The organism is Micromonospora sp. NPDC048909 (assembly GCF_040649635.1).
Taxonomy (GTDB): Bacteria; Actinomycetota; Actinomycetes; order Mycobacteriales; family Micromonosporaceae; genus Micromonospora.
In genome coordinates, this window is sequence record NZ_JBEZFU010000001.1 from 238,603 (window position 1) to 265,054 (window position 26,452).

23 protein-coding genes and 1 tRNA gene are annotated in these 26,452 nt (G+C 72.7%); 16 read left to right on the top strand and 8 right to left on the bottom strand.

Features of this window, described 5'->3' with window-relative positions; all coding sequences use genetic code 11:
* The first annotated feature begins 93 nt into the window (after window positions 1-93).
* The gene (locus AB0C04_RS01180; RefSeq protein ID WP_357046706.1) at window positions 94-2,802 is read left to right on the top strand and encodes a helix-turn-helix domain-containing protein; all 2,709 of its coding nucleotides are present in this window, start codon (window positions 94-96) and stop codon (window positions 2,800-2,802) included.
* A gap of 289 nt (window positions 2,803-3,091) precedes the next feature.
* Here AB0C04_RS01180 and AB0C04_RS01185 read toward each other — a convergent pair whose 3' ends face one another.
* Window positions 3,092-3,604 (bottom strand): MarR family transcriptional regulator, encoded by a 513-nt coding sequence (locus tag AB0C04_RS01185; RefSeq protein WP_357046708.1) that lies wholly within the window; start codon window positions 3,602-3,604, stop codon window positions 3,092-3,094.
* A gap of 97 nt (window positions 3,605-3,701) precedes the next feature.
* Here AB0C04_RS01185 and AB0C04_RS01190 point away from each other — a divergent pair, with 97 nt between their 5' ends.
* Together AB0C04_RS01190 and AB0C04_RS01195 are read left to right on the top strand one after the other, a co-directional pair.
* Window positions 3,702-4,283 carry a YceI family protein gene (locus AB0C04_RS01190; protein ID WP_357046710.1) on the top strand — a complete coding sequence of 194 codons (582 nt, stop codon included), beginning with the start codon at window positions 3,702-3,704 and terminating at the stop codon, window positions 4,281-4,283.
* A gap of 288 nt (window positions 4,284-4,571) precedes the next feature.
* Entirely contained in the window at window positions 4,572-6,050 is a 1,479-nt protein-coding gene (locus AB0C04_RS01195; RefSeq protein WP_357046712.1) for a glutamate--cysteine ligase, read from the top strand.
* Between the two features lie 34 nt (window positions 6,051-6,084).
* Here the strand turns inward: AB0C04_RS01195 and AB0C04_RS01200 are convergent, their stop codons facing one another.
* A complete protein-coding gene (locus AB0C04_RS01200) occupies window positions 6,085-7,437 on the bottom strand; it encodes a hypothetical protein (RefSeq protein WP_357046714.1) in 1,353 nt (450 codons plus the stop codon).
* A gap of 123 nt (window positions 7,438-7,560) precedes the next feature.
* On the opposite strand from AB0C04_RS01200, the gene AB0C04_RS01205 reads away from it, so the two are divergent.
* Together AB0C04_RS01205 and AB0C04_RS01210 are read left to right on the top strand one after the other, a co-directional pair.
* On the top strand, window positions 7,561-8,247 hold the full coding sequence (locus tag AB0C04_RS01205) for a PASTA domain-containing protein (protein WP_357046716.1): 687 nt from the start codon (window positions 7,561-7,563) through the stop codon (window positions 8,245-8,247).
* Window positions 8,248-8,362: 115 nt separating this feature from the next.
* Window positions 8,363-9,160, top strand: coding sequence for a PASTA domain-containing protein (locus tag AB0C04_RS01210; protein WP_357046718.1), 798 nt, complete (start codon window positions 8,363-8,365; stop codon window positions 9,158-9,160).
* A 13-nt stretch (window positions 9,161-9,173) separates the two neighbouring features.
* On the opposite strand, the gene AB0C04_RS01215 is transcribed toward AB0C04_RS01210, so the two are convergent.
* Together AB0C04_RS01215 and AB0C04_RS01220 are read right to left on the bottom strand one after the other, a co-directional pair.
* Window positions 9,174-9,635, bottom strand: coding sequence for a hypothetical protein (locus AB0C04_RS01215; RefSeq protein WP_357046720.1), 462 nt, complete (start codon window positions 9,633-9,635; stop codon window positions 9,174-9,176).
* A 100-nt stretch (window positions 9,636-9,735) separates the two neighbouring features.
* Window positions 9,736-10,020, bottom strand: coding sequence for a hypothetical protein (locus AB0C04_RS01220; protein WP_350868581.1), 285 nt, complete (start codon window positions 10,018-10,020; stop codon window positions 9,736-9,738).
* A gap of 634 nt (window positions 10,021-10,654) precedes the next feature.
* Here AB0C04_RS01220 and AB0C04_RS01225 point away from each other — a divergent pair.
* From AB0C04_RS01225 to AB0C04_RS01235, 3 genes are all read left to right on the top strand, one after another.
* Entirely contained in the window at window positions 10,655-11,536 is an 882-nt protein-coding gene (locus tag AB0C04_RS01225) for a helix-turn-helix transcriptional regulator (RefSeq protein WP_350868579.1), read from the top strand.
* On the top strand, window positions 11,506-11,727 hold the full coding sequence (locus AB0C04_RS01230; protein ID WP_357046723.1) for a DUF397 domain-containing protein: 222 nt from the start codon (window positions 11,506-11,508) through the stop codon (window positions 11,725-11,727). Before AB0C04_RS01225 ends, AB0C04_RS01230 begins: the two co-directional genes overlap by 31 nt.
* Before the next feature lie 234 nt (window positions 11,728-11,961).
* Window positions 11,962-12,366, top strand: coding sequence for a hypothetical protein (locus AB0C04_RS01235; RefSeq protein WP_357046725.1), 405 nt, complete (start codon window positions 11,962-11,964; stop codon window positions 12,364-12,366).
* Here the strand turns inward: AB0C04_RS01235 and AB0C04_RS01240 are convergent.
* Complete coding sequence (locus AB0C04_RS01240) at window positions 12,331-12,933, bottom strand: hypothetical protein (RefSeq protein ID WP_357046727.1); 603 nt, start codon at window positions 12,931-12,933, stop codon at window positions 12,331-12,333. The genes AB0C04_RS01235 and AB0C04_RS01240 overlap by 36 nt on opposite strands.
* 213 nt (window positions 12,934-13,146) lie before the next feature.
* Here AB0C04_RS01240 and AB0C04_RS01245 point away from each other — a divergent pair, with 213 nt between their 5' ends.
* Window positions 13,147-15,018 carry a S8 family serine peptidase gene (locus AB0C04_RS01245; RefSeq protein WP_357046729.1) on the top strand — a complete coding sequence of 624 codons (1,872 nt, stop codon included), beginning with the start codon at window positions 13,147-13,149 and terminating at the stop codon, window positions 15,016-15,018.
* 116 nt (window positions 15,019-15,134) lie between these two features.
* Here AB0C04_RS01245 and AB0C04_RS01250 read toward each other — a convergent pair whose 3' ends face one another.
* The 3 genes from AB0C04_RS01250 to AB0C04_RS01260 all read right to left on the bottom strand — a co-directional run bounded on the left by AB0C04_RS01250 (window position 15,135) and on the right by AB0C04_RS01260 (window position 17,204).
* Entirely contained in the window at window positions 15,135-15,941 is an 807-nt protein-coding gene (locus AB0C04_RS01250; RefSeq protein WP_357046731.1) for a WecB/TagA/CpsF family glycosyltransferase, read from the bottom strand.
* A complete protein-coding gene (locus AB0C04_RS01255) occupies window positions 15,938-17,053 on the bottom strand; it encodes an NAD-dependent epimerase/dehydratase family protein (protein ID WP_357046733.1) in 1,116 nt (371 codons plus the stop codon). Before AB0C04_RS01255 ends, AB0C04_RS01250 begins: the two co-directional genes overlap by 4 nt.
* A 65-nt stretch (window positions 17,054-17,118) precedes the next feature.
* Window positions 17,119-17,204: transfer RNA gene (locus AB0C04_RS01260), tRNA-Leu, on the bottom strand.
* Between the two features lie 208 nt (window positions 17,205-17,412).
* On the opposite strand from AB0C04_RS01260, the gene AB0C04_RS01265 reads away from it, so the two are divergent.
* From AB0C04_RS01265 to pknB, 7 genes are read left to right on the top strand one after another with little or no spacing between them, the layout of a single operon-like run.
* Window positions 17,413-18,201, top strand: a complete 789-nt coding sequence (locus tag AB0C04_RS01265) for a DUF3662 and FHA domain-containing protein (RefSeq protein WP_350868567.1) — start codon at window positions 17,413-17,415, stop codon at window positions 18,199-18,201.
* A gap of 6 nt (window positions 18,202-18,207) precedes the next feature.
* A complete protein-coding gene (locus AB0C04_RS01270; RefSeq protein WP_088996760.1) occupies window positions 18,208-18,693 on the top strand; it encodes an FHA domain-containing protein in 486 nt (161 codons plus the stop codon).
* Window positions 18,690-20,150: a protein phosphatase 2C domain-containing protein gene (locus AB0C04_RS01275; protein WP_357046735.1), complete on the top strand. Its 1,461-nt coding sequence runs from the start codon at window positions 18,690-18,692 to the stop codon at window positions 20,148-20,150. Before AB0C04_RS01270 ends, AB0C04_RS01275 begins: the two co-directional genes overlap by 4 nt.
* Window positions 20,151-20,178: 28 nt before the next feature.
* Window positions 20,179-21,675, top strand: a complete 1,497-nt coding sequence (locus AB0C04_RS01280) for an FtsW/RodA/SpoVE family cell cycle protein (protein ID WP_357046737.1) — start codon at window positions 20,179-20,181, stop codon at window positions 21,673-21,675.
* Complete coding sequence (locus tag AB0C04_RS01285; RefSeq protein WP_357046739.1) at window positions 21,672-23,180, top strand: penicillin-binding transpeptidase domain-containing protein; 1,509 nt, start codon at window positions 21,672-21,674, stop codon at window positions 23,178-23,180. The genes AB0C04_RS01280 and AB0C04_RS01285 overlap by 4 nt, the downstream gene beginning before the upstream one ends.
* A 1-nt stretch (window position 23,181) precedes the next feature.
* Complete coding sequence (locus AB0C04_RS01290; protein ID WP_357046741.1) at window positions 23,182-24,609, top strand: protein kinase; 1,428 nt, start codon at window positions 23,182-23,184, stop codon at window positions 24,607-24,609.
* Window positions 24,606-26,417 (top strand): Stk1 family PASTA domain-containing Ser/Thr kinase, encoded by a 1,812-nt coding sequence (pknB, locus tag AB0C04_RS01295; protein WP_357046743.1) that lies wholly within the window; start codon window positions 24,606-24,608, stop codon window positions 26,415-26,417. Before AB0C04_RS01290 ends, pknB begins: the two co-directional genes overlap by 4 nt.
* Window positions 26,418-26,452: the final 35 nt, after the last annotated feature.

Here is a 26,452-nt window from a genome sequence, read left to right on the forward strand (position 1 = left end):
CCGACGCTGCCGCTGTCGGATATCGGCGGCGGAGCGTCGGCAGCCCGACGCTCGACTGCCGGAGGTCGGACGCGGTCCGTAGTGTTCCACCCCATGACTCCGGCTCATGATCGATCGCCCGGCCTGGGCGTTCGTGCTGGTCTGCCGGACCTGTTGCGCGGGCACCGGCTCTCCGCCGGCCTCACCCAGGCCGAGCTGGCCGACCGCGCCGGTGTCGGCGTGCGAACGGTGCGTGACCTGGAACGCGGTCGGTCCTCGCGGCCGCAGCGGACCACCGTCGAGCTGCTCGCCGGCGCGCTCGACCTCGCCGGGGCCACCCGGGCGGCCTTCCTCGCCGCGGCCCGTGGGCCGACCGCCGACCCGCCCGACCCGTCGGGCGATCCGCTGACGGCCGGCGGGGAGCGGGGCGACGCGAGCCCGGTGAGCCTGCCGCCGCCGGTCGAGCTGATCGGGCGCGACCGGGACGTGACCGAGTTGACCGGCATGCTCACCGACGAACTCGGTCCCCGGCTGGTGAGCCTGGTCGGGTTGGCCGGCGTCGGCAAGACCGCGCTGGCCCTGTCGGTGGGACACGCGGTGGCCGGCGGTCACCCCGGCGGGGTGGCCGGTGTGGTGGTGGCGGCCGGGTCGGACGGGTCCGATCTGCTCGCCGCCTCGGTGGCCGTACTCGGCGCGACCCGGGTGCCGGACCTCGCCGCCCGGCTGGTCGGCCGGCCGGCGCTGCTCGTGGTGGACGCCGCCGAGCGAGCACCCGGTCCGGTCGCCGAGACCCTGCACCGGCTGATCGCGGCGGTGCCGTCACTGCGGGTGCTGGTCTCCGGGCGGCATCCGGTGGGCCTGCCCGGGGAGTGGGTCTGGCCGGTCGCACCGCTCGAGGTGCCGCCGCCGGAGGACGAACAAGCCGGGCCGACGGTGCTGGCCCAGTGGCCGGCGGTGGCGCTCTTCACCGCGCGGCTCGCCCAGGTGCGCCGCGAGCCGCCCGTCGCGGCCGAGCTGCCGGCGCTGGCCCGGCTGGTGCGCCGGCTGGACGGGCTGCCGCTCGCCATCGAGCTGATGGCGGCCCGTGGCCGGATCCTCGACGTGACCGAACTGCTCGACCGCTACGGCGACCGGGTTCTCGACCTCGCGACGCCCGGCGACGGCGGGCAACACCCCGGCTGGGACGCACCGGGTGCGGCGGACGCCTCCCGGCCGCGGGTGGGCGTCACGCTGCGGGACGCCGTGGCGACCAGCTACCGGCTGCTCGCCCCGAACGAGCGGGCCGCGCTGCGCCGGCTGGCCGCGTTCGGCAACCGCTGGTCGGTCGACCTGGCCGAGGAGATGCTCGCCGACGACGCGGACTCGGACGGTACGGTCGCGATCGACCCGGTGCCGGTGCTCGACCGGCTCGCCGAACTCGGTCTGCTGAGCGTCCGCGGCGCCGGACCGCTCCGGTTCCGACTGCTGGACGCGGTCCGCGACTTCGCCACCGAACAGGCCGCCGGCGCGGGCGAGCTGACCTGCATCCGGCTCCGGCACGCCGCAGTGGTCGCCCGGTTGGTCGCCCGGACCGCCACCGACCTGGTCGGTAGCGGACTCCCCGAAGCGGTGCACCGGCTCGACGAGGTGAGCAGCGACATCAACTCCGCGCTGGCGCACGCGGCGACCGACGATCCGCTGACCGCGCTGCGGCTGGCGACCGGGTTGACCCGCTGGTGGCGGTTCCGCGGCCGGGACGTGGCCGGACGGCAGTGGCTGCGCCGGTTGCTGGCCGACCCGCGTACCGCCGATGCCGACCCCGTGCTGCGGGCGTGGGCGTCGGTCGGCGTGGCCCAGCTCGCCGCCGAGCACGGCGCGGGTGCGGAGGAGTTGCCCGCGGCGCGAGGGGCGCTGGAGGCGTTCCGCCGGGCCGGTGTCGTGACCGGGGAACTTGCGGCCCGTACGGTGCTCGGCGCCCTGCTGGTGACCACCGGGCATCAGGAGGAGGCCCGGGAGCAGGCCGACTCGGTGCTCCGGCTGGCGGCCCGCAACGGGCGCGTCCGGGACATGGCGGTGGCGCAGAACAACCTCGCCTGGCACGAGGTCCGGGTCGCCGACCTGGCCGCGGCCCGGCGTCGGCTCGCCGCGGTGGACCGGCTCGCCGCCCAGTGCGGGGAGCAGCGGCTGCGGGTGCTGGCGCGGGCGAACCTGGCCGAGGTCGCCCGCCTGGCGGGCCGGTACGCCGACGCGGTGGACCAGGGCCGCTCGGCGGCGACGGCGCTGGCCGAGCTGGGTGATCCGGGACAACGGCGCCGGGTGCTCGGCCGGGTCGGCCTGGCGCTCGCCCAGGACGGTCGCGGCACCGAGGCGGCCGACGTGCTCGCCGAACTACGGGCCAGCTTCCCGGAGGTGCCCAGCCAGGCGCGTTCGGCCCCGGTGGTGCCCCGCCCCCGGGCGGCCGGATCCGTGGGTCGTCCGGACGGTGCGTCGCATCGGGGCGACCTCGGCGCGTTCACCAGCGGTCCGACCGTGGCCGCAGGCGGGTGGTCGCACCCGGAGGAGGGCGTCCGCGCGTTGATCGAGGGAAACCTCGCGCTGCACCGGGGGGACCGGGAGCTGGCTGCGGAGTGGTTCGCGGCGGCTGCCGCCGCGGCCGGCGCCGATGGGCAGGACCGGCGCGACGTCGTGGAGGCGCTGGTCGGGTTGGCCGCCAGCACCGGAGATCCGGCGGCGCTGGACCGGCTGGACCAGGTCTGCCGAAATAACGGGATCCGGCTGCTGCCACAGGAGGAGGGCCTGCTCTACGCGCTGGTCGTGGCGCGGGAGACCGGGTCGCACCGCTGACGGCGGCGGCCATCTGCGCTGACGACGCCAGCGTGGGGGCGTCAGCGGTGGCGGGCGTCAGCGCGGGGCACGGGGCCGGGGGTGGCGCGAGCGAAGAGCCCCCTGTTGCTACCCCTCGCCGTTCGCCCGCGCCGTCACCCCCCGGTGAATCCCCGCTGACCGAAGACTAGCCAGCGCCGGCCAGGTGATTGGTCCGATTTCGGGGGCTGTATCCGGCTGGTCCGGCAGTTCTGCCGGTCTTTCTGCCGGTGCCCGGGGGTGCGGCCGACCGGGCCGTGGTCGAAGGCGGTCAGCCGCGGCTGAGGGTCGACTGCTCCTCGACGGGGTCGTTCTCGGCCGTGCTTCCGGCGGTCGCGCAGGGGTGCACGGCGTCCCGTACCCGGCGGAGTCCGTCGAGCATCGCGTCCAGGGCCGCCGGATCGAGTTGGCCGGTGAACCACTGCTCGATGATGCGCAGGTGCCCGGGCAGCACCTCGTCCAGCCGTTGCAGCCCCGCGGCGGTGACCACGGCGTACGAGCTGCGCCGGTCGGAAGGACAGGCGCGCCGGGTCAGCAGACCGTCGCGCTCCATCCGGTCGACCACCCGGGTTACCCCGCTGGTGGAGAGGGAGGTCTGCGCGGCGAGGTCGGTCATCCGCAGCTGGTTGTTGGGTGACCGGGCCAGCCGGGTCAGCACCTCGAACTCGACGGCGGAGACGTCGTGCTCGTCGAACTGGGCGGCGAACCGGGCCGTCAGCCCGGCGTGCACCTCGTAGAGCAGGCCGATGGCGGTGATCCGGGGATCGTCCAACACGTTCTTCACCCGTTCATCGTAGCAGTACTTGACACGGGGAATATTGCAGCGGCTATAGTTGCTGCGGCAGTCGTTGGGCTACTACATATTCCTGGAGGAGAGCACCATGACCAGCAGCACCGATGCGGTTACCCGCGACTGGCAGGGCCTCACTATCCCGACCGCCGGCACCTACGTGCTGGACGCCGCGCACGCGCGGGTGGGTTTTGTCGCGCGCCACATGATGGTCAGCAAGGTCCGCGGTGAGTTCACCGAGGCCGCCGCCACCATCACCATCGCCGAGGACCCGCTGCAGTCCTCGGTCACCGCCACCATGCAGGCCAGCAGCATCAACACCGCCCAGGCCGACCGGGACGCGCACCTGCGCAGCCCTGAGTTCCTCGACTCGGAGCAGTTCCCGACGGTGGAGTACCGCAGCACCGGTGTGAAGTCCCAGGACGGCAACGAGTTCGTCCTGCTCGGTGAGCTGACCATCAAGGGCGTCAGCCGCCAGGTCGAGCTGGAGGTGCAGTTCGAGGGCGTCGGCCGCAGCCCCTTCGGCCAGGACATCTTCGGTTTCTCGGCGAGCACCGAGATCGACCGTGAGGACTTCGGCCTGACCTGGAACGTCGCCCTGGAGACCGGTGGCGTGCTGGTCAGCCGGAAGATCAAGATCGAGATCGAGGGCGAGGCCATCCGCCAGGCCTGATCCTCGGATCTCCGCCAGACGCTCGGGCCCGCGCCGTACTCGGCGCGGGCCCTGCGTCGTTCAGGTGCCAATTGTCACGACTTGTTTGTGGTCCGGCCGGTGGTGGGCACAGTGACCGGGGCGGTGCTGCCGCCGTGAGGGCTCGACCAGGCCCGGACGGAGCCGCTCCGGCGCGGGATAACCGGAGTCGGCCTCTGGTTTGGCGAGGTGGGCGCTCTTACCGTGGATGGCTGACAACGCGCATCCGGGGCGGTGAGCCCCCGACTGCGCCTCGTGCCGGGAGGACACATGGGCAGGGACGTCTCGCAGGGCGCCTTCACCCGCGAGGACCGGGTCCGCTACCGGCAGAAGGTCCGGCGGTGCCTGGACGTCTTCGCGCTGATGCTGGACGACTTCGGCTTCGACGCCGACCGCCCGATGACCGGGCTGGAGATCGAACTCAACCTGGTCGACTCGGCCGCCGAGCCGGCGATGCGCAACGAGGAGATCCTCGCCAACATCGCCGACCCGCTCTTCCAGACCGAGCTGGGTCAGTTCAACCTCGAACTGAACGCACTGCCCCGGCTGATCGAGGGCGCCGGCTTCGCCGACTACGAGCAGGACCTGCGCGGCAGCCTGTCCCGGGCGGACGAACGTGCCGCCAAGTCGGACGCGAAGATCGTCCTGGTGGGCATCCTGCCCACCCTCACCGAGGGCCACCTGGTCGAGGACAACCTCTCCACCAACGAGCGCTACCGGGTGCTCAACGACCAGATCGTCGGCGCCCGGGGCGAGGACATCGAACTCGACATCCGCGGTGTCGAGCGGCTGCAGACGCACACCGACTCGATCGCGCCCGAGGCCGCCTGCACCAGCCTCCAGTTCCACCTCCAGGTCGCCCCGGACAGCTTCGCCGACTACTGGAACGCGTCCCAGGCCATCGCCGGGGTCCAGGTGGCGATCGGGGCGAACTCCCCCTTCCTGTACGGCCGGCAGCTCTGGGCGGAGACCCGGATCGCGCTGTTCGAGCAGGCCACCGACACGCGTCCGGACGAGCTGAAGGCGCAGGGCGTACGACCGCGGGTGTGGTTCGGCGAGCGGTGGATCACCTCGATCTTCGACCTCTTCGAGGAGAACGTGCGGTACTTCCCGCCGCTCCTGCCGATCTGCGAGGAGGAGGACCCGGTCGAGGTGCTGCACGCCGGCGGGGTGCCCCAGCTGGGTGAGCTGCGGCTGCACAACGGCACGGTCTACCGGTGGAACCGGCCGGTCTACGACATCATGGACGGCCGCCCGCATCTGCGGGTGGAGAACCGGGTGCTGCCCGCCGGCCCGACGGTGGTCGACATGCTGGCGAACGCGGCCTTCTACTTCGGTCTGGCCCGCGCGCTGGCCGAGGCGGACCGCCCGATCTGGAGCCAGCTCACCTTCAGCTCCGCCGAGGAGAACTTCCACGCCGCTGCCCGGCGCGGGATGGACGCCGTCCTGCACTGGCCCCGGCTCGGCGACGTGCCGGTGACCCAGCTCGTGCTGGACGTACTGCTGCCGAAGGCCGCCGCCGGGCTGGACGGCTTCGGCGTGGCCCCGGCCGAACGGGACCGGCTGCTCGGCATCATCGAGCAGCGCTGCCGGACCGGGCGCAACGGCGCGGTCTGGCAGACCGAGGCGGTCTGGGCCGCCGAACGGCGCCGAGGCATGGACCGGAACGCGGCGCTGCACCACATGGTCCAGCGCTACGCCGAGCTTCAGCGCAGCAACGAGCCGGTGCACACCTGGCCGGTGGACTGACCGCTGCGGCGGTGGCGCCCCGGCCGAGCCGACGTCAGCTCGTCTTGCGCGGTGGCCGGCTGCGACGGCCGGCTGGTTTCTGCGGGGTCAGACCCGGGGCGGCGTCGTCCGCACCGACCGGGTCGAGCCGGTCCGCCTCCCCGGTCCGCGGCGCGGGCACCCGTGGGACAACCGACGGGGTCGCGGGTGGGACGGCCTGCTGGTCGTTCCCAACGCCCGACCGCCCAGGGGTGGCCGAGGTCTTCTCCGCGTCGCCCAGCCCGAGCTGTCCGGTCGACGGTTCCGCCCCGCCGGCGTCCGGCCCGGCGGGCGGCTTCGGGTCGGTGACTGCGGCCGCGGGCTCGGCCGCCGGCCGGCTGCGCGTCGCCGACCGCCGGTCGCCGCGCTGGGCGAGGGTGGCCAGCAGCACCGATCCGCCCATCCCCACGATCACCGCGTACGGCGCGATGAGGTGCGCCGACACCTGCTCCGGGCTGATCGCCGAGAGCCGGGGCACGGCCAGCAGGTAGCCGACCGCGACCAGCAGCGGCCCGGCCGCGCCGGAGGTCGTCGCGCCGACCCGGTGCTGCGCGGACCGGGCCGCTCGCCGGGCGGCGAGCACGCCGATCACCAGCGCGGAGCCGAGCGAGAGCAGCGCGCCGGGCCAGTAGAGGTAGTCCCGGATCCAGAACCCGGGCCGGTCCGAGCTGATCTGCCAGATGCCGAGCTGCGCGCTGGCCAGCCCGCGGCCGGAGAGCACCCCGTCGACCACGGCGACCACGGCGAGCAGCCAGAGCCAGGCCACGGTCGCGATCATGTTGGTGGCGGCGGCGCGCGAGCGGAGTGCCCAGAGCGCGGCGAGCACGCCGAGCAGCACCCCGATCGCCGCGTAGCCGGCGGCGACGCGCTGCGGGGTGGCGGTGTCCGGAGCGGCCGCGACCCGGGCCGGCACCGCGACCAGCAGGACGGTGATCAGGGCGCCGAGGCCGGCGGCGACCGCGAGGCCGACGTGCCACAGTCCGCCGCCCCGCGTGGTGTCCGCCGTCGGCGCGGCGGCCGGCCTCGGGTGCCCCCCGGCCTCGTCGACCGGCGGAACGTCCCGACCCGACGGGTCGAGCGGCGCCTGGCCGGGCGCGTCGGGCGTCGGGCGGATTTCGTCGGTCGCCGCCGGGACGGCGGACCGCTCGTGGAGCCGGTGCGCGCACACCGCGCCGAGCACGGTCGAGGTGGCGGCGATCCAGGTGGCCCAGATCAGGCTGGCGACCCAGGCCGCCGGCGCCGCACCGACATCGGCCGGCGCCCAGTTGATGATGCCCAACCCGTAGCCGAAGCCCAGTTGGGCTGCACCGGTACCGGCAGCAACCCCGACCGCGGTCGCGATCGATCCTCCCCAGCCGCGTCTGGCCATGCCGGGGAGCGTAACGTCCCGTCGTCGCCGGGGCGAGTCGTCGGCGACCGGCGCGGTTCGACGGTGGTGGCGTCGGCTTTGGCGGGGACCGGTACGGTCGCCGGTGACGGAGGCGGTGGCGGTGTGACGGACGGGAACACGGGCGGGCAGTTCTCCCCGGGCGACGGCGACGGCCGCCCCGGTCGGATGGCCGTGGTGCTGGGCGGCGGCCTGGCCGCGGTGCTGCTGGCCGCGCTCGGCGCGACGGGGGGCTGGCTGCTGGCCGGCGAGGACGACGTACCCCCCGAGGAGCCGGCGGCGGCGACCAGCCCGACCGCCGGTTCCAGCTCTCCGACGGCGCCGCGGCCGTCGGTCACCCGCAGCACGCCGTCCGCCCCCCGCACCTCGGCGTCCACCGGTTCCGGGCTGACCGTGCCGCCGGTGATCGGCACCGACTTCGAGGACGCCCGGGACGAGCTGCACGAGCGGCGGTTGAGCTGGCGGCTGGTCTTCGGCACCGGCGCCGGTCGTACCGTCGAGCGGACCGAGCCGGCGGTCGGCGCCGCGGTGAAGCGGGGTACGACCGTGACCCTGTACGTGAGCGGACCGGCGCCGACCAGCACCGTGCCGGATCTCGTCGGCGAGAACTGCTCCGAGGCGGCCGAGGAGTTGGGCGAGGAAGGTTTGTTCCCGCGCTACCCGACCGGCCGCAGCGGCACCATCCAGCGGCAGGAGCCGGCGGCGGATGCCGTGGCGCGCTGGAACGACACGGTCCAGGTCTTCTGCGGGGCACAGCCGGACGGCTCGCCGAGCGGTTCGCCGGCACCCTGACCGGACGGGTGGGTGCCGGGCGGGTCGGCACGCTGATCCCGGCCGGTGGTCGCGCGGACCGTTAGGTTGGCGGTCGAGGGCCAGGACGCCCGCCCGGTTCGGGAAAGGACGTGCGATGAGCGACGACCGCCAGCAGCCGCCCACCGGGGAGCCCGACGACGACCAGACCCGGCCACTGCCGAGAGACAACGCGGAGCCGGCCGACCTCACCCAGCGGTTGCCGGCGGAGCGGGCCGGGTCGAACGAGTCCGGCGGGAAGCCGTCCCAGCCCGGCGCCCCGGAGGCGACGGCTCCGCTGGGTCGGCCGGTGGACCGGACCGCCGCGCTGCCTCCGGAGCGGGCGGCGCCGTGGTCCGGGCGGGCCGAGGTGCCGCCGCCCCGACCGGCCGACTACCGGGAGCAGACCGGCGACTGGTACGCCGAAGACCAGGGCGGCCGGCGCTGGTGGCTGCCGATCCTCTGGGGTGTCCTGACGTTACTGCTGGTCGCGCTGCTCGGTACCGCGCTGTGGCTGGTGCTCAACGCGGACGACGACCGGACCGGCCCGGAGCCGTCCCCGTCTCCGGTGTTGACCACCGCGGTGCGGACCAGCGCCGCCCCGACCTCGGCCGCACCGAGCAGCGAGGCGCCGAGCAGCGCGCCGCCGACCACCGAGGCGGCCGGGGTGCCGGTGCCACCCGTGACCGGGCTGCCGCAGGCGACCGCGGAAGCACTGCTGGACGGGCTCGGGTTGAGCTACCGGGTGGAGTTCCGCCCGTCGGAGCTGCCACCGGGGCGGGTGATCGGCACCGAGCCGGGGGCGGGTGAGCTGGTCTCCGAGGACGACGAGGTCGTGCTCCTGGTCTCGGAGGCCGATTCGTCGGAAACCGTGGAGCCGCCAACGCCGAGCCCGACGGGAACGGCCACACCCTGATCGCGGCCGGCCGTCACCACATTCGTCGTCTGGTGCTGACCAGGCCGAGCCCGGCCAGCGAGATGGTCAGCCCGATGATGCCGGACCAGAACAGCGAGCGCCGGATGTCCTCCGCCGAGTGCTGGCCGGTGACGGAGCCGGTCTCGCCGGCAAGCGCCCCCGCGCCGGATCCGGAGTCGCCGTCGGTCCCGGTGCCGGCTTCCCGGCCCGTTCCGGCGCCGGCGTACGGGTCTGCGGCCGGATCGGCGGCACCGGCCCAGCCTGGTTCGTCCGCCACGTCGGGCGGGCCCCCCTCCCCGATCACGGTGATCTCCGGTGCCGGGACCGGCTCCGGTAGGTGGGTGGCGGAGAGAGCGGGGTCGCGGAACACGACCACCATCGTGGTCGCGGCGCCGAAGAGCGCCAGGAGCCCGAAGGCGTAGCCGATACGGAAGCGGTGGTGCCGCCGCGCGGCGGGCAGATTGACCATGACCATCCCAGGGTCGGGGTCCTGGACGCGCGGGGTGGAACGTGCCGGGGTGGGCGTGCCTCGATTCTATGGCGGCGGCACGCCCCCCATCGGTGGTTTCGGCTGGTCAGCCAACCCGGACCGGAGTGCGGGCGACCGGCCGGCGCGGTCGTACGGTGTGCGGGCGCGGCTCCGGCGCGGCCCGTAGCTGCCGCAGCCCCTGCCGCTGTACGTAGATCGACCGTCGGTTGACCGCGTCCCCCGCCGCGTTCAACTCGTAGCCGTCGAGCCACAGCCAACCGTCGTAGGTCGGCCACTCGAGCACCCGGATCACTCGAAACATGATGGGCCGGAAGAACTGGACACTCGCCGCGCGAGTCACGTGCAGTACGTCACCAGAGCGGGGAAGCACATGGGCTCCTGGAGAGGGACGGCCGGCGGAGGCGCCGGCGAATCTGGTCGGGGGACGTCTCGGCCGGTCAACGGGGTCGTGCCTCGTCCACCGGTGTGGTGCGGTCGGTGGTGGTCGGGCCGTACCCGCTGGTGGCGTGCCGCCACCCGACCATCACCCGGCTGCTCCGGTTTCGCGCCCGCCGCCGCAGCCAACTGACATGCAGCGGCGGGGTCATCACTCCGGAGCAGGTCTGGCGGTCTCTGTCGCCTCGCCGACATCCCCCGACCCCCTCCAGCTGCAATGATCACCAGCGGGGATCGAACGGAGACGGTGAGTAACGCGCGTCATACGGACAGAGTGCACCAGCGAGGTGCCACATGCAAGTTGCACGTCGAGATTTGCCGATACATGAGTGCCCCCCGCAAATCGGCGCTTGAAGCGGTCGGCGTCCGGACGGCACACTGAGGGACGGTTTCGCCCGTCGCGGCCGGCCGAGGACCGGCACCACCCCGCCGCGAACGCCCGCCGTCCCAGGGTCGCGCCCCGGCGGGCGCGAGCATTCGGCGCGTCGACCGGAGGTAGGCCGGGTGAGGGCGAGCAGCCAGCATTCCGAGGTGGCACCTGTGAGTGAGGCGTGGGCCGAGGTGGGCAGGTGAGTGAGCGGCGCAGTCCGACCATCCGGCGGCGCCGGCTCGGTGCGGAGCTGCGTCGGCAGCGCGAGTCGGCGGGCATCACTATCGAGGTGGTCGCCGAGCAGTTGGAGTGCTCGGCCTCCAAGATCTCCCGGATCGAGACCGGCCACACCACGGCCACCCCGCGCGACGTCCGGGACATGCTGCGGATCTACGGGGTGGTCGGCGTCGAGAGCGACGAGCTGGTCCAGATCGCCCGGGAGGCCCGGCAGAAGGGCTGGTGGCACCCGTACAGCACGGTCCTGGTCGGGGCGTACGTCGGGCTGGAGGCGGCGGCCAGCTCCATCCGGGCCTACGAGCAGCAGGTGGTACCGGGCCTGCTCGAGACCGAGGAGTACGCGAGCGCGATGATCCGCGCGGCCCGGCCGGACTTCACCCCGGATCAGGTCGCACAACGTGTCCGTGTCCGCCTCGGCCGACAGTCGTTGCTGACTCAGGACGATCCGGTCGACTTGTGGGTGGTGCTCGATGAGGCGGTGGTGAGCCGTCCGGTGGGCGGGGACGAAGTGATGCGTGGCCAGCTCAAGCGGCTGGTCGAGGTGGCCGAACTTCCGAACGTGACGCTCCAGATCCTGCCGTTCGAGGTGGGGGCGCACGCCGGCATGGACGGGACCTTCACGATCCTCAGCTTCCCCGAGCCCGGTGATCCGGATGTCGTGTACGCGGAGAACGCCACGGGTGGGCTCTTCCTCGAGAAGAGTGACGAACTGCAGAAGTACAGCTTCATCTTCGATCACATCCGAGCAGCGGCCATTCGTCCGGAGGAGTCCGTCGCACACATCGCGAAACTGGCAGAGGAGCCGTTGTGGAAATGGCGACCAAGAGGTTCCCCGTGGACCTGACGCAGGCAACGTGGTTCAAGAGCTCGAAGAGCGGGCCGAACTGTGACAACTGCGTGGAGGTGGCGTACGCGACCGGCGCGGTCGGGGTGCGGGACTCCAAGGACAAGACCGGGCCCGCCCTGATCTTCGCTCCGGGTGAGTGGCGCGCCTTCGTCGCCGGTACCAGGGGCGGCGGGTTCGGCCCGGCCTGAGAGCGGTCGGGCAGTGGATGACGGGCGGGTCCCCGTCCGGTGGGTGGCCGGTCGGGGACCCGCCCTTCCCACGCGCCGGTCGGGGGTACGGGTACCACCCGCCGGTCGGCCGGCGGAACAGGATCCGCCGGGAGTCCCGTCGCCACATCCGTTCCGCCTCGTTGAACCCGTCGGTAGGGCGCTGGCCGACAACCCGCCGCAGGGATCCGCAACCGAGCGAGGCAGGCGAGACGGATGACGACGATCGGGTCAGACAACCTCACCAACGGTCCCGGGAAGCCGGAGCGGTTCGGTGGCAAGTACCGCGGGGCGCGTCGGGACACGGTGCTGACCGAGGTGGTCTCGAGCGATTCCGAGCTTGGCGCTCGGGAGGCGCCGGCCCCCGAGCAGGCCGGCCCGCCGCTGTCGCTGCCGTCGCTGGACCCGAACCCGCTCACCGAGCCGTCGTTCCCGCCGGCCGGCTGGCCGGCGGACCCCGGCGACTCGCTGGTCGACCACCCGCTGCTGCGCGGCCTGCTGATGGAGCTGCCGCCGAAGGGCAGCGTGCCGCCGCCGGGCTGGCTGGACCGGTGGTTCGAGGCGACCCGGGCGATCCTGGAACTGCTATACGTGCAGGGGACTGGCGGCCGCTCGCGCTGAGGCCGGCTCCGCCGGCCTGGCCCGCTCGGCGAGCCGGTTGTGCCGTAGCGCGTGCCGGACCCCGAAGGCCAGGATGATGAGCGCGCCGACGGTGATTGCCGGGCCGATGAAACCCGGCGTGGCGAAGCGGTCGTCGCCGCTCGCGGCGATCACCGCCGGCACCGTCAGCAGGCCGGTGACCTGCAACGGCAGGCCGATCAGCGGATGCGCCGCAGCAGCCCGCAGGCCGTGTGGCGCGGGGGTCTCCGGCGCCGTGGCGAACGCGCCCGCGCCGGCCCACAGCCGGCGCACCCGGCGTACGGTGCAGACCGCCACCACGAGCGCGGGAAGGCCGGCGAGATCGAGGGCGGCGGCGGCCCGGTCGGCCGGGGCGTCCCCGGCGCTGACCAGCCCGGCCGCCAGCACGGTCGCGGTCAGCGTCAGGCCGGTGAGGGTCAGGATGAGCAGCCATCCGGCGCGCCGGCGCAGCGCGCAGGCGCGGTCCAGCCCGGGCAGTCCGTCCGCGATCACGCCGGCGGCCAGCCATACGGCGGCGATCGGCAGCAGGGCGACGAGATAGCTCTCCATGCTGGACACTTTTGCCCGTCGAGGCGCTGCGCGAATCCGGGCCCAGCCCCCGTTCGCCCCGGACAGCATCCCGTAGGGGGCATCGTCCCGCGTTATGAAAGATTCGACATGTTTATCTTCGCCACTCTCCTGATCTACGCTCAGCTAGATCGGCCGCCATCGATCTGAGCGGGACCCGCGTCGGGCGGCTGCCGGTCGGAGGGAGGTAGCAAGATGGGTCTTGCCCACAGATCCGTACTCGTCGGGGTGGCCACGCTGACCATGTTGGCCGCCGCCACGCCCGCCCTGGCCGCCGAACCGACCGGAGCGATCCGGGCGGCGGGCGGGGACACGGCCGTCGCGGACAGCTACATCGTCGTCTTCAAGGACACCGCGGTCAGTCGGAACGCGGTCGGCGACTACGCCGACCGGTTGGTCGGCCGGCACGGCGGTGCGGTGGCCCGCACCTACGGGGCGGCGCTGCGCGGCTTCGAGGTCCGGGTCGGCGCGAAGGCCGCAGCACGGATCGCCGCCGATCCGGCCGTCGCGTACGTCGAGCAGAACCACACCGTCTCGATCGCCGGCACCCAGACCAACCCGCCGTCCTGGGGCCTGGACCGGATCGACCAGCGGAACCTGCCGCTGAACAGCTCGTACACCTATCCGAACACGGCGTCCAACGTCCGCGCCTACGTCATCGACACCGGAGTGCTGTACGGACACAACGACTTCGGCGGCCGGGCCGTCTCCGGCTTCGACGCGGTCGACGGCGGCTCCGCCGACGACTGCAACGGCCACGGCACGCACGTCGCGGGCACGGTCGGCGGCTCCGCGTACGGTGTCGCCAAGGGCGTCCAGATCGTCGGGGTCCGGGTGCTCAACTGCCAGGGCAGCGGCACCAACGCCCAGGTGGTCGCCGGCATCGACTGGGTGACCGCGAACGCGGTCAAGCCGGCGGTGGCCAACATGAGCCTCGGTGGCTCCGCCAACAGCTCGATCGACACGGCGGTCACCAACTCGATCAACTCCGGCGTCACCTACGCCGTGGCGGCCGGCAACGGCAACGCCCTCGGCGTCCGGCAGAACGCCTGCAACTACTCCCCGGCCCGGGTGCCCTCGGCGATCACCGTCGGCGCGACCCAGAACAACGACGCCGCGGCGAGCTTCTCCAACTTTGGCACCTGCGTCGACATCCTGGCCCCGGGCGTCAACATCACCTCGGCCTGGTACACCGGCAGCGGCGCGACGAACACCATCAGCGGCACCTCGATGGCGTCGCCGCACGTCGCCGGGGCCGCGGCGCTCGTGCTCTCGGCGAACCCGTCGTGGAGCCCGCAGCAGGTGCGGGACAACCTGGTCACCAACTCCACCCCGAACGTGGTGACCAACGTCGGCACCGGCACCCCGAACCAGCTGCTCTACGTGGTCAACGGCACCCCGCCGGCCAACGACTTCTCGGTCTCGGTGTCGCCGACCTCCGGCTCCACCGCGCCGGGCGGTTCGGTGACGGCCACCGTCGGCACGGCCACCACCGCCGGCTCCGCCCAGTCGGTCAGCCTCTCCGCCAGTGGCCTGCCGGCCGGCGCGACCGCGTCGTTCAGCCCGTCGACGGTGACCTCGGGCGGCTCGTCCACCCTCACCATCGCCACCTCGGCGAGCACCCCGGCCGGCAGCTACCCGGTGACGATCACCGGCAGCGGCACGGCCGGCACCCGTACCGCCAGCTACACGTTGACCGTGACCGGCTCGGGTGGCGGTGGCTGCTCCGGCAGCAACGGCACCGACGTCGCGATCCCGGACACCGGCGCGACGGTGGCCAGCTCGATCACGATCGCCGGCTGCAACCGCAACGCCTCGGCGTCCGCCACGGTCGCGGTGAACATCGTGCACACCTACCGCGGTGACCTGGTGATCGACCTGGTCGCGCCGGACGGCTCGGCCTACCGGCTGAAGAACAGCAGCTACTTCGACGGCGCCGACAACGTGAACACCACGTACACCGCCAACCTCTCGAGCGAGGCGGCGAACGGCACCTGGCGGCTGCAGGTGCGCGACGTCTACGCGGGTGACACCGGCTACATCAACACCTGGACGCTCAACCTCTGAGTCCGGGATCGACCGGGGCCCCTTCCGACACGCCGCGGAAGGGGCCCCGCCCCGTCCGGCCGGGACCGCCCGTTCCGACGGGAAGCGGGCGGGCCGGGACCGGGTGCCGGGGCGGGTCAGACCGCGAAGGTGGCGGGCCGCTCGGTGGCCGGCGCCGGCGGCCGGGCCTTCCACAGGCCGAGCTTCTGGGCCGTCATCCGGGTCAGGTAGGCCGGGTTGAGGATCACGTACCGGCGCCAGAGCCGCTTCGGCTCCAGGCCGAGCCGCCAGAGCCACTCCAGGCCGGCCCGCTGCATCCACGGCGGAGGCTGGCGCAGCAGCCCGGCGTGGTAGTCGAAGGCCGCCCCGACCGCCATCATCGGCATGTCGAGCAGCGGCCGCATGGCGTACGTGAAGACCTCCTGGCGCGGGCAGCCGAGCCCGACCAGGACGAGCCGGGCACCACTGGCCCGGATCCGGTCGGCGATCTCGGCATCCTCACCCGGCTGCACCGCGCGGAACTTGGACGGCTCCACCCCGGCGATCTTGAGGGCCGGGAACATCCGCTCCAGCGCCGGGATCAGCCGGGCCAGGGTCTCCTCGGTCGAGCCGTAGAGGTAGACCGGCAGGCCCTCGTCGGCGAACCGGGAGAGCACGTGCAGGGTCAGCGTCGGGCCGTAGACCCGGTCGGTCAGGCCGGCGCCGTGCAGCAGGTTGAGCGCCCAGCGCACCGGCTGCCCGTCCGGGGTGACCACGTCGAAGGAGTTGAGCCGTGCGTTGTGCGCCCGGTCCAGGACGCCGGTCATCACGCCGTGCACGGCCAGCGCGGTCAGCGCCAGCGGGCGGCGGTCCTGGGCGGCCGCCACCACCTGCTCGGTCGCCGCGGCGTAGTCGGTGGCGTCGACCAGGACGCCGAGCACGTTGCGCTTGCTGCCGGTGGTCATGGCTGCGGCACCCACTTGTCGACGTTGGCCTCGTAGATCTCCCGCAGGATCATCGGCACGTCGTAGGTGATCTTCCAGTTCGGGTAGTGCTCCTCGAACCGGGCCATGCTGCTGACGTACCACTGGTGGTCGCCGGTGCGCGCCTGCTCGACGTAGTTGATCCGCGCCTCGCGGCCGGCGATCTCCTCGGCGACCCGGAACGCCTCGATGTGCGACGTGTTCGAGTGCCGGCCGCCGCCCAGGTTGTAGACCTGCGCCGAGCGGGGCTCACGGAAGAACGCCTCGAACGCGGTCAACACGTCCCGGGAGTGGATCGCGTCGCGAACCATCTTGCCCTTGTAGCCGAAGAGGTTGTAGGTCCGGCCCTCCATGACGCAGCGCATCAGGTAGGCCAGGAAGCCGTGCAGCTCCGCCGCCGAGTGCGCCGGGCCGGTCAGCGTGCCACCCCGGAAACAGGCCGTCTTCATGTCGAAGTACCGGCCGTACTCCTGGACCATCACGTCGGCGGCCACCTTCGAGGCGCCGAAGACCGAGTGCAGCGACTCGTCGATCGACATCTCCTCGGTGATGCCCTGGTGGAACGGGTGATCCTCGGGCAGCTCGTACCGGGTCTCCAGCTCGACCAGGGGCAGGCTGTTCGGCCGGTCGCCGTAGACCTTGTTGGTCGAGCAGTGGATGAACGGGGCGTCGATCGCGTGCCGGCGCGTGTTCTCCAGCATGTTGAGCGTGCCGCCGGCGTTGACGTCGAAGTCGGTGTACGGCTCCTTGGCCGCCCAGTCGTGGCTGGGCTGGGCCGCGCTGTGGATAACCACCGCGATGTCCGAGCTGTACTTCTTGAAGATCTGCTCCAGGCCGTCCCGGTCCCGGATGTCCACCGCGAAATGGGTGTACGACCCGCCCAGGTCGGCGCCGAGCCGCTTCAGGCTCCAGGATGTCGAGCCATCCTCGCCGAAGAAGTACCGCCGCATGTCGTTGTCGATGCCAACCACGTCGAGACCGAGGCCGGCGAAGTGCCGAGCCGCCTCGGAGCCGATCAGACCGCCCGACCCGGTCACCAACGCGACACTCACACGCCACTCCTGGTCCATCGGAGGCAGAAACCATCGGAGCATAGCGTGACGCCCGAAACGCCCCGATATGCCGCGAGGGCTCCGCAACCTGCGGAGCCCTCGTGTGGTGGTGGGGAAGGGGGGAGTTGAACCCCCACGCCCTTTCGGGCACACGGACCTGAACCGTGCGCGTCTGCCATTCCGCCACTTCCCCGTGGCACGACCCGGATCACTGTAATCCGCCCTGACCTCGCCGTCTCCGGCGGGGCCCGAAACATATTACGCTGTCCCGGTCATCGCCACGAGCGGTTACCGTTCGTGGCGGACGAAAGAGTAGCACGACAGGAACGGCCCAACCGAACGGGCCGGAAGCAGCCGGCCGAGCGGCGTGTGAGCTGCGCGCGCGCCGGCCGGATACCATCATGTCCTCGGGACCCGAGGAGGAGCCGGTGAGCGTGCTGCAACGCTTCGAGAAGCGTCTGGAAGGCCTGGTCGAAGGGGCCTTCGCCAAGGTCTTCAAAGGGGTGGTCCACCCCGTGGAGATCCTCAACGCCATGCAGCGGGAGGCCGAGGCGCACAAGGCCATCCTGGCTGGTGGCCGCACGTTGGTGCCCAACCGCTACGTGATCGATCTCTCGCCCTACGACCACAGTCGGCTGGCGCCGTACGCCGCCGCGCTGGCCCAGGAGCTGGCCCAGTCGCAGGCGGAGTTCATCGGCGAGCAGGCCTGGACGGTCTACGGCGACGTGATCGTCGAGATCGAGCGCGGTGAAGGGCTGGACACCGGCATGTTCCGGGTCACGGCCGAGGTCTACACCGGCGGCGAGGTCGCCCCGGTCTCGGCGCCCGGCTACGACGCCGGCCCGCCCGCCTACCCCGCTTACGACCAGGGTGGCGGCTACGGCCCACCGCCCGGACACGGCGGCACGCGCAACGTGCGGCTGGTCTCCGGCGACGGGCGCACCTATCCGCTGCAGATGGGCTCGACCGTCATCGGCCGCGGCGACCAGGCCAACCTGCGCCTGCCCGACGTCGGCATCTCGCGGCGCCACGCCCGGCTGGACTTCGACGGCGGTCAGGTCGTGCTGACCGACCTCGGCTCGACCAACGGCACGATGGTCAACGGCCAGCGGGTCTCCGCCGTCGCCCTCAACCCGGGCGACATGATCCAGCTCGGCACCACGACGCTGACCTTCCGCGTGGACGGCTGACCCGCCTTGCCGGAACTCGTCATCACCGTCGCCCGGTTCGGGTTCCTCATCCTGCTGTGGATCTTCGTGTTCACGGTGGTCGGCGTCATCCGCCGGGACCTCTTCGCGGGCGCCCGCTCGGGCCGGCTGGTGGCCGCGCCCCGAGCGGTCGGCGCCTCGACGGGGCAGCCGGCCAAGCCGGCGAAGGTGAAGCGGGGCAGGGCGGCACACCAGCTGGTGGTGACCGCCGGTCAACTGGCCGGCACTCGGATCACTCTCGGTGAAGCGCAGATCACCATCGGTCGGGCGGAGGACTCCACCCTCGTGATCACCGACGACTACGCCTCCGCGCGACACGCCCGGCTCGTGCCGCGCGACGGGCAGTGGTTCGTCGAGGACCTCGGTTCGACTAACGGCACCTATCTCGATCGCGCTAAGGTCACCGGACCAACCCCCGTCCCCCTCGGCGTGCCGATCCGGATCGGCCGCACTTCCCTCGAATTACGGCCATGACTCTGACCCTGCGCTATGCGGCCCACAGCGACCGCGGTCTGATCCGAGACGGCAATCAAGACTCCGTCTACGCCGGACCGCGGCTACTCGCCGTCGCCGACGGCATGGGCGGCATGGCCGCCGGTGACGTCGCCAGCAACATCGTCATCGGTGCCATGGCGCCGCTCGACGAGGACGTCCCAGGGGACGCTCTCGTCGACGCGCTGCGTTCGGCCGTCGGCACCGCCAACCAACAACTCCGCGACACGGTGGACGCCAACCCGCAGCTGGAGGGGATGGGCACCACGCTGACCGCGACGCTCTTCTCCGGCAGCAAGATCGGCATGGTGCACATCGGCGACTCGCGGGCCTACCTGCTCCGCAACGGTGAGTTCGCCCAGATCACCAAGGACGACACGTACGTCCAGATGCTGGTCGACGAGGGCCGCATCAGCGCCGAGGAGGCGAGCAGCCACCCACAGCGGTCGCTGCTCACCCGGGCGCTCGACGGCCGGGACATCGACCCGGAATACTCCGTCCGCCAGGTGCTCCCCGGTGACCGCTACCTGATCTGCAGCGACGGGCTCTCCGGCGTGGTCAGCGCGGAGACCATCGGTGAGACGATGCGGGAGTACGTCGACCCGCAGCAGTGCGTCGAGCGGCTGGTGCAGCTCGCGCTGCGCGGCGGCGGCCCGGACAACATCACCGTGATCATCGCCGATGCCACCGACCAGGACATCGTCGAGGCGACGCCGATCGTCGGCGGTGCGGCGGCCCGGGACCGGGGAATGGCCACCTCGGCCGACGACTCCACCCCGGCCGCCCGTGCCTCCGCGCTCTCCGCGCCCCGCCCCGCCGCCCCGGAGGAGCCCAGCTCCACCGCCGACGACGACGAGCCGGAGCGGCGGCGACACCGGCCGGTCCGGGCCGCCGCGATGGCGCTGGCGTTGCTGGTCATCCTCGGTGGCGGGCTCTTCGCCGGCTGGTCCTACACCCAGCGGCAGTACTACGTCGGCGCCACGGAGGACGGCCAGGTGGCCGTGTTCCGCGGGATACAGGGTCAGATAGCCGGGATGGACCTCTCCAGCGTCCACTCCACCAGCCCCGCCGACCTGGAAGACCTCACGCTCGCCGCGCAGGAGCAGGTCAAGCAGGGCATCCCGGCCAAGAGCGAGCCGGACGCCGAGCGCCGGCTGGCCGAGCTGACCAGCGACACGCCGAGCAACCCCAACCTGAAGCCGGTCTGCGGGCCGAGCCCGACCGCCGACGTCAGCCCGGAGAGCCCGTCGCCGACCGGCGTCGTGACCTCGCCGGGCCCGAGCGGCAGCGCTACCGCCGCCACGCCGACCGGCCGTGTTCCCACCCCCAGCGCCAGCAGCAGCGTGGCCGGCACCGCGCCGTCCGCCACGCCCGACGCCCCGCCCTCCGACTCGGCTCCGCCGGCGCTCGACCCGGCCGGCTGCCGGTCGCCCGAGTGAGCGCCGGCCCTACTCCGAGGACCCATCCGTGACCGCAGCGGCCACACCGGCAGCCTCGCCCGCCACCACGGGCGAGCAGCCCGGCGTACGCCTGGCCCGGTCCCGGCGCAACGCCGAGCTGTCACTGCTGCTGCTGGCCATGGTGCTGGTGGCCGCGTACGGGGCGACCGTCGAGGCGAACATGCTCGACACGGTCACCCCGGACTTCTGGTTCCCGGCCGCCGCGCTGGGTGCCGTCTTCCTCGGCCTGCACCTGGTCATCCGGTTCCTGGCCCCGTACGCCGATCCGGCTCTGCTGCCGGCGGTGGCGCTGCTCAACGGCCTCGGGGTGGGCTTCCTGCGCCGGATCGACCTGGGTGAAGCCCCACCGGCCGACCGGGAGGACCTCGCCATCTTCGCCGGCATCGGTGGCCGGCAGTTGGCGTGGACGCTGGCCGCGGTGATCCTCGCCGCCGGCCTGCTCGCCATCATGCGCGACCACCGGTCGGTCTCCCGTTACGCGTACACCCTGGGCCTGGCCGGCATCGTGCTGGTGATGATCCCGGCGGTGCTGCCGGCCAGTATCTCCGAGATCAACGGTGCCAAGCTGTGGGTCCGGGTGGGCAGCTTCTCCATCCAGCCGGGCGAGTTCGCCAAGCTGGCGCTGCTGGTCTTCTTCGCCTACTACCTGGTGCGCAAGCGCGAGGTGCTCTCGCTGGCCAGCCGCCGCTTCCTCGGCATCGACTTCCCGCGCGGGCGTGACCTCGGCCCGGTCGTCGTGGTCTGGCTGATCAGCCTCCTGGTGCTGGTCTTCGAGAAGGACCTCGGCACCTCGCTGCTCTACTTCGGCATGTTCGTGGTGACGCTCTACATCGCCACCGAACGGGTCAGCTGGCTGCTGATCGGTCTGATCCTCTTCTTCGGCGGCGCCTACCTCGCCTACTTCCTCGGCGAGATGGTCGGCGGGCCGTTCGCCAACTTCTACCTGCGCGCGGAGATCTGGCTGGACCCGTTCGCCGACCCGACCGACAAGGGCTACCAGCTCGTTCAGGGTCTGCTCGCCCTGGGCACCGGCGGGCTCTTCGGCGCCGGGCCGGGCGGTGGCCAACCGGGCATCCTGCCCGAGGTGCAGAACGACTTCATCTTCGCCGGCATCGGCGAGGAGATCGGCCTCTTCGGGCTCTCCGCGCTGCTGGTGGTCTACCTGCTGATCGTGGAGCGGGGTCTGCGCGCCGCGCTGGCCGTGCGGGACTCGTTCGGCAAGCTGCTCGCGGGCGGCCTCGCCTTCACCCTGGGGCTCCAGGTCTTCGTGATCGTCGGCGGGATCAGCAAGCTCATCCCGCTGACCGGCCAGACCACCCCGTTCCTCTCCGCCGGTGGCTCGTCGCTGATGGCCAACTGGCTGCTGATCGCGGTGCTGCTCCGGGTCTCCGACGGCGCCCGCCGGCCGGTGACCGGTGGGGCCGGCGGTGGTAAGGCGGCCCGCCCGTCGAGCGGCCCGCCCGAGCAGCTGCACGGTGCCCCCACGGAGGTGATCAAGCCGTGAACGCACCCCTGCGCCGCGTCGGCGTCGTCGTCATGGTCCTGTTCGGTCTGCTCTTCGCGAACCTCAACTGGATCCAGGCCTACAAGGCAGATGAATACCGCACCAGCGACTACAACGGCCGGGTCCAGGTCGCCGAGTACGAGCGCAAGCGCGGCAACATCGAGGCCGGCGGCACCGCCCTGGCCACCAGCAAGGAGACCAGCGGCCAGCTGAAGTTCCTGCGCACCTACCCCGGCGGGGCGAAGTACGCGCACGTGCTCGGCTACAAGCCGGTCAACCTGGCCGACACCGGCATCGAGCGGGCCGAGAACGACTTCCTCGCCGGCACCAGCGACCAGCTGCTCGGCGACCGGATCAAGGACATGTTCACCGGTGACCAGACCGGTGGCGGCAACGTGCTGCTCACCCTCTCCAAGCGGGCCCAGGACGTGGCCTACGAGCAGCTGCGCAACAACGAGCAGGGCGTGAAGCGGGGCGCGGCGATCGCCATCGACCCGCGCAGCGGAGCGGTGCAGGCGCTGGTCTCCATGCCCAGCTTCGACCCGAACCCGCTGGCCAGCCACAACACCACCCAGGCCGCGGCGGCGTACAACCAGCTGGAGCAGGACCCGAACAACCCCCTGCTGAACCGGGCGTTCGCCGAGACCCTGCCGCCGGGCTCCACCTTCAAGGTCGTGGTGGCCGCGGCGGCGTTGGAGAACGGGATCGGCAAGAGCACCCAGATCCCGGCCGGGTCGAGCTGGACCCCGCCGACCTCGGGCACCCCGATCCGCAACGCGGCCTCGTCGATCTGCCCCGAGCCGCAGGTCACCCTGATGAGCGCGGTCACCGAGTCGTGCAACACCGGGTTCGCGCAGCTCGGCGTCCGGCTCGGCGCCGACGTCATCAAGCAGAAGGCCCGCCAGTTCGGCTTCGAGCAGGACGACCTCACCGTCGGCCAGCTCGGCGAGGACGGGCAGGCCGTCGCGGCCAGCCGGACCGGGGACATGCAGAACCCGGACGGCAGCACCGACCCGGCGGCGCTGGCCCAGTCGTCGATCGGGCAGAACAACGTGCGGATGACCCCGCTCGAAGGTGCGCTGATCGCCGCGTCGGTCGCCCGCAAGGACGGCAAGCAGATGCGTCCGTACCTGGTCCGGCAGCTGCTCGCCCCGGACCGCACCACCAGCTACTACACCGCCGACCCGCGGGAACTGCGCCAGCCGATCAGCGGCCAGGTCGCCGCCGACCTGCGGGACATGATGGTCAGCGTGGTCGAGAACGGCACCGGCGGCCGGGCCAAGATCAATGGCTACACGGTGGGCGGCAAGACCGGCACCGCCCAGTCCGCGCCGGACCGGCCCGACCACGGCTGGTTCATCGGCTTCGCGCTGGACAAGAACGGCGAGCCCATCTCCGCGGTCTGCGTGGTGCTGGAGCAGGCGGGATCCGGCGGCAGCGCCGAGGCGGCCCGGATCGCTGGCAAGATCATGCAGGCGGCCATCGCCGATCCCGGGGGCCGCTGACATGCTGAGCCCCGGAGTCCAGCTCGGCAACCGCTACCGCCTCGACGAGCGGATCGCCAGCGGCGGCATGGGCGACGTCTGGCGCGGCACCGACCAGGTGCTCGGCCGTACCGTCGCGGTGAAGAGCCTGCTCCCGGCGTTGCTGGACGAGCCGGGCTTCGCCGAGCGGTTCCGCGGCGAGGCCCGCACCATGGCCACCATCAACCACCCCGGCGTCGTCGACGTCTACGACTTCGGCAACGACCAGCAGATCGCCTTCCTGGTGATGGAGTACGTCGAGGGCGACGCCCTGTCGGCAACGCTGAGCCGGGTCGGCCGGCTCACCCCGGCCCGGACGATGGCCCTGGTCGCCCAGGCCGCCGACGCGCTGCACGCCGCGCACGAGAAGGGCATCGTGCACCGCGACGTCAAGCCGGGCAACCTGCTGGTCCGGCCGAACGGCACGCTGGTGCTCACCGACTTCGGCATCGCCCGCTCCGAGCTGGTCGGGCAGCTCACCGCGGCGGGCTCGGTGCTCGGCACCGCCTCCTACATCTCCCCGGAGCAGGCCACCGGCGGGGTCGCGACGCCGGCCTCCGACGTCTACGCGCTCGGCGTGGTCGCCTACCAGTGCCTCGCCGGCCGCCGCCCGTTCGAGGGGGACAATCCCCTTGAGATCGCCATGCGGCACGTCCAGGAGACCCCCCGGCCGCTACCGGCGGACATCCCGCCGCAGGTCCGAGCCGTGGTCGAGCGGGCCCTGGCGAAGGACCCGGCGGCCAGGTGGCCGAGCGCCGCGGCGCTCGCCGGGGTCGCCCGCCAGTTGAAGGCGGTCCTCTCCCAGCAGGCCCGCGCCGGAGGGCAGGCCCGACCGGTCTCCGGCGCGCCGTCCTCGCCGGCCGCGCCCGGCCGCGCCCAGGTGCCGCAGCAGCAGCGCCCGTCGGCGACCGCCCAGCGGCCGCCGGCCGCCGGTTCACCGCCGCGCCCGGCCGGCACCGCCCGCCCGACCGCCGTGGCCCCGGCGCAGCAGCCGCCGCGCCCGACGGTGGTCGCCCCGGCCGCGGCCCAGTCCCGGCCGCCGGCGGCCCAGGCCGGCTATCCGCGCGGCGCCGCGGCGGTGCCGTCGGCGCCGACCCGGCACGACCCGTCACCGGCGTACGCCCCGCAGGCCAGCCCCGGGATGCCGGCGCCGGGCCGGTCCCGCCCCGGGACGGTGCTCGTCGCCATCCTCCTGGCCGTACTGGTCCTGCTCTGCTCCGGCGTGATTTCCTACAAGCTGCGGAAGGCGCAGGCCGGCGAACCCGGGGCGCTCGGCCCGCGCACCGTGACGTCCGGCGCGCTGCGGCCGGACGGACGCGACGATCTGCCCCAGACGTCGTACCGTCGACACGAACGGCCTCGGCCGGCGAGCGGCGAGACGACGACGAGCGAAGGACGACAGACGCGATGACAGCGCAGGCCCGCCTGCTCGGTGGCAGGTACCAGGTCGGCGAGCTCCTCGGCTACGGCGGCATGGCCGAGGTGCACCGCGGTCGCGACCTGCGGCTCGGACGGGACGTCGCGATCAAGATGCTCCGGACCGACCTCGCCCGGGACGCCACCTTCCAGATGCGGTTCCGCCGCGAGGCGCAGAACGCCGCGTCGCTGAACCACCCGGCGATCGTGGCCGTCTACGACACCGGCGAGGAGACCGCGCCGACCGGCGAGACGCTGCCGTTCATCGTGATGGAGTTCGTCAACGGGCGGACCCTCAAGGAGGTGCTCGGCGCCGAGGGCCGGCTCCAGCCCCGGCGGGCGCTGGAGATCTGCGCCGACATGTGCGCGGCGCTGGAGTTCAGCCACCGGCACGGCATCATCCACCGGGACATCAAGCCCGGAAACGTCATGCTCACCCAGACCGGCCAGGTCAAGGTGATGGACTTCGGCATCGCCCGGGCCCTGGCCAGCGGCGCCACCACCATGACGCAGACCAGCGCGGTGATCGGCACGGCGCAGTACCTCTCCCCCGAGCAGGCCCGGGGCGAGGCGGTCGACGCGCGCTCCGACGTCTACGCGGCGGGCTGCGTGCTCTTCGAACTGATCTGCGGCCACCCGCCGTTCGTCGGCGACAGCCCGGTCAGCGTCGCCTACCAGCACGTACGGGAGGCGCCGCCGACGCCGAGCGACATCAATCCGGACGTCAATCCCGCGGTCGACGCGATCGTGCTCAAGGCGCTCTCCAAGAACCCGCTCAACCGCTACCAGAGCGCCGGCGAGATGCGCGCCGACCTGCTCCGGGCCGCGGCGGGCCGGCCGGTGCTGGCCACCCCGGTGATGCGGGAGCAGGAGACGATGCCGATGGCGCCGGCCGCCGGTGGCGCGGGCTACCCGGCCGGTGGCGCGGGTGCGCCGCCCACCGGGCAGATCCCGGCCCGGGTCGGTGACCCGCGCCGCCGCAAGGCGTCGTCCTGGCTGATCGCCACGTTCGCCGCGCTCGGTGTGCTGGCGGTGATCGCCCTGGTCGCCGCCCTGCTCTGGGACCGGCAGAGCGACAAGCAGGTGAGCGTCCCGACAGTGACCGGCCTGACCCAGCAGCAGGCGTTCGCCGAGATCCAGAAGGCGGGCCTCGCCGCCCAGGCCGGCGATCAGGTGCTCAGCACCACCTGCGAGAAGGGCAAGGTCGTCAACCAGGACCCGGCTCCGAACACCCGGCTGGAGCCGAGCCGCACGGTGACCGTCCAGGTCTGCGGCGGTCCCAACGTGAAGGCGATCCCTCCCGTGGTCGGTCTCAGCTTCGAGAACGCCAAGCAGCAGCTGGAAGGTCAGGGCTTCAAGGTCGGCAAGCCGGTGGAGAAGGACAGCCCGAAGGAGGAGGGCACCGTCCTCGCGTCGTCCCCCGAAGCCGGAAAGCAGGTGGCCGAGGGCACCGAGGTGACCTTGACCGTCTCCAAGGGCAACGTGGGTCAGGTCCCCAGGGTGATCGGCTCCACCGAGGAGGATGCACGGCAGGAGCTCAGGGAAGCCGGGTACGAGGTCCGCGTCGTCGACGGTGACGAGGTGCCCGCGGCCCAGGTCGGTCGGGTTCAGCGGCAGAACCCCGAGCCCGGCAAGGATCTCGCCAAGGGCAAGACGGTGACCATCGAGGTCGGCATCCCCGAGCCGGAGGCGCCGCCGACCACCGGCACGCCCACCCCGACGCCGACGACCACGCCGACGACGCCGGGTACCGGGGGCGGATTCCCGATACCCCCCATGCCGCCGATCCGGTCCGACGACTGACCGGCGGCCGGCGGCGGCCGGCCGGTAGCCGGTTG

Bases quoted from the DNA above. Each gene is read 5' to 3' on its own strand.
- AB0C04_RS01180 (WP_357046706.1), top strand. From the start codon at position 94: ATGACTCCGGCTCATGATCGATCGCCCGGCCTGGGCGTTCGTGCTGGT.
- AB0C04_RS01190 (WP_357046710.1), top strand. From the start codon at position 3,702: ATGACCAGCAGCACCGATGCGGTTACCCGCGACTGGCAGGGCCTCACT.
- AB0C04_RS01195 (WP_357046712.1), top strand. From the start codon at position 4,572: ATGGGCAGGGACGTCTCGCAGGGCGCCTTCACCCGCGAGGACCGGGTC.
- AB0C04_RS01200 (WP_357046714.1), bottom strand. From the start codon at position 7,437: ATGGCCAGACGCGGCTGGGGAGGATCGATCGCGACCGCGGTCGGGGTT.
- AB0C04_RS01210 (WP_357046718.1), top strand. From the start codon at position 8,363: ATGAGCGACGACCGCCAGCAGCCGCCCACCGGGGAGCCCGACGACGAC.
- AB0C04_RS01215 (WP_357046720.1), bottom strand. From the start codon at position 9,635: ATGGTCATGGTCAATCTGCCCGCCGCGCGGCGGCACCACCGCTTCCGT.
- AB0C04_RS01230 (WP_357046723.1), top strand. From the start codon at position 11,506: ATGGCGACCAAGAGGTTCCCCGTGGACCTGACGCAGGCAACGTGGTTC.
- AB0C04_RS01235 (WP_357046725.1), top strand. From the start codon at position 11,962: ATGACGACGATCGGGTCAGACAACCTCACCAACGGTCCCGGGAAGCCG.
- AB0C04_RS01240 (WP_357046727.1), bottom strand. From the start codon at position 12,933: ATGGAGAGCTATCTCGTCGCCCTGCTGCCGATCGCCGCCGTATGGCTG.
- AB0C04_RS01245 (WP_357046729.1), top strand. From the start codon at position 13,147: ATGGGTCTTGCCCACAGATCCGTACTCGTCGGGGTGGCCACGCTGACC.
- AB0C04_RS01250 (WP_357046731.1), bottom strand. From the start codon at position 15,941: ATGACCACCGGCAGCAAGCGCAACGTGCTCGGCGTCCTGGTCGACGCC.
- AB0C04_RS01255 (WP_357046733.1), bottom strand. From the start codon at position 17,053: ATGCTCCGATGGTTTCTGCCTCCGATGGACCAGGAGTGGCGTGTGAGT.
- AB0C04_RS01265 (WP_350868567.1), top strand. From the start codon at position 17,413: ATGTCCTCGGGACCCGAGGAGGAGCCGGTGAGCGTGCTGCAACGCTTC.
- AB0C04_RS01275 (WP_357046735.1), top strand. From the start codon at position 18,690: ATGACTCTGACCCTGCGCTATGCGGCCCACAGCGACCGCGGTCTGATC.
- AB0C04_RS01290 (WP_357046741.1), top strand. From the start codon at position 23,182: ATGCTGAGCCCCGGAGTCCAGCTCGGCAACCGCTACCGCCTCGACGAG.
- pknB (WP_357046743.1), top strand. From the start codon at position 24,606: ATGACAGCGCAGGCCCGCCTGCTCGGTGGCAGGTACCAGGTCGGCGAG.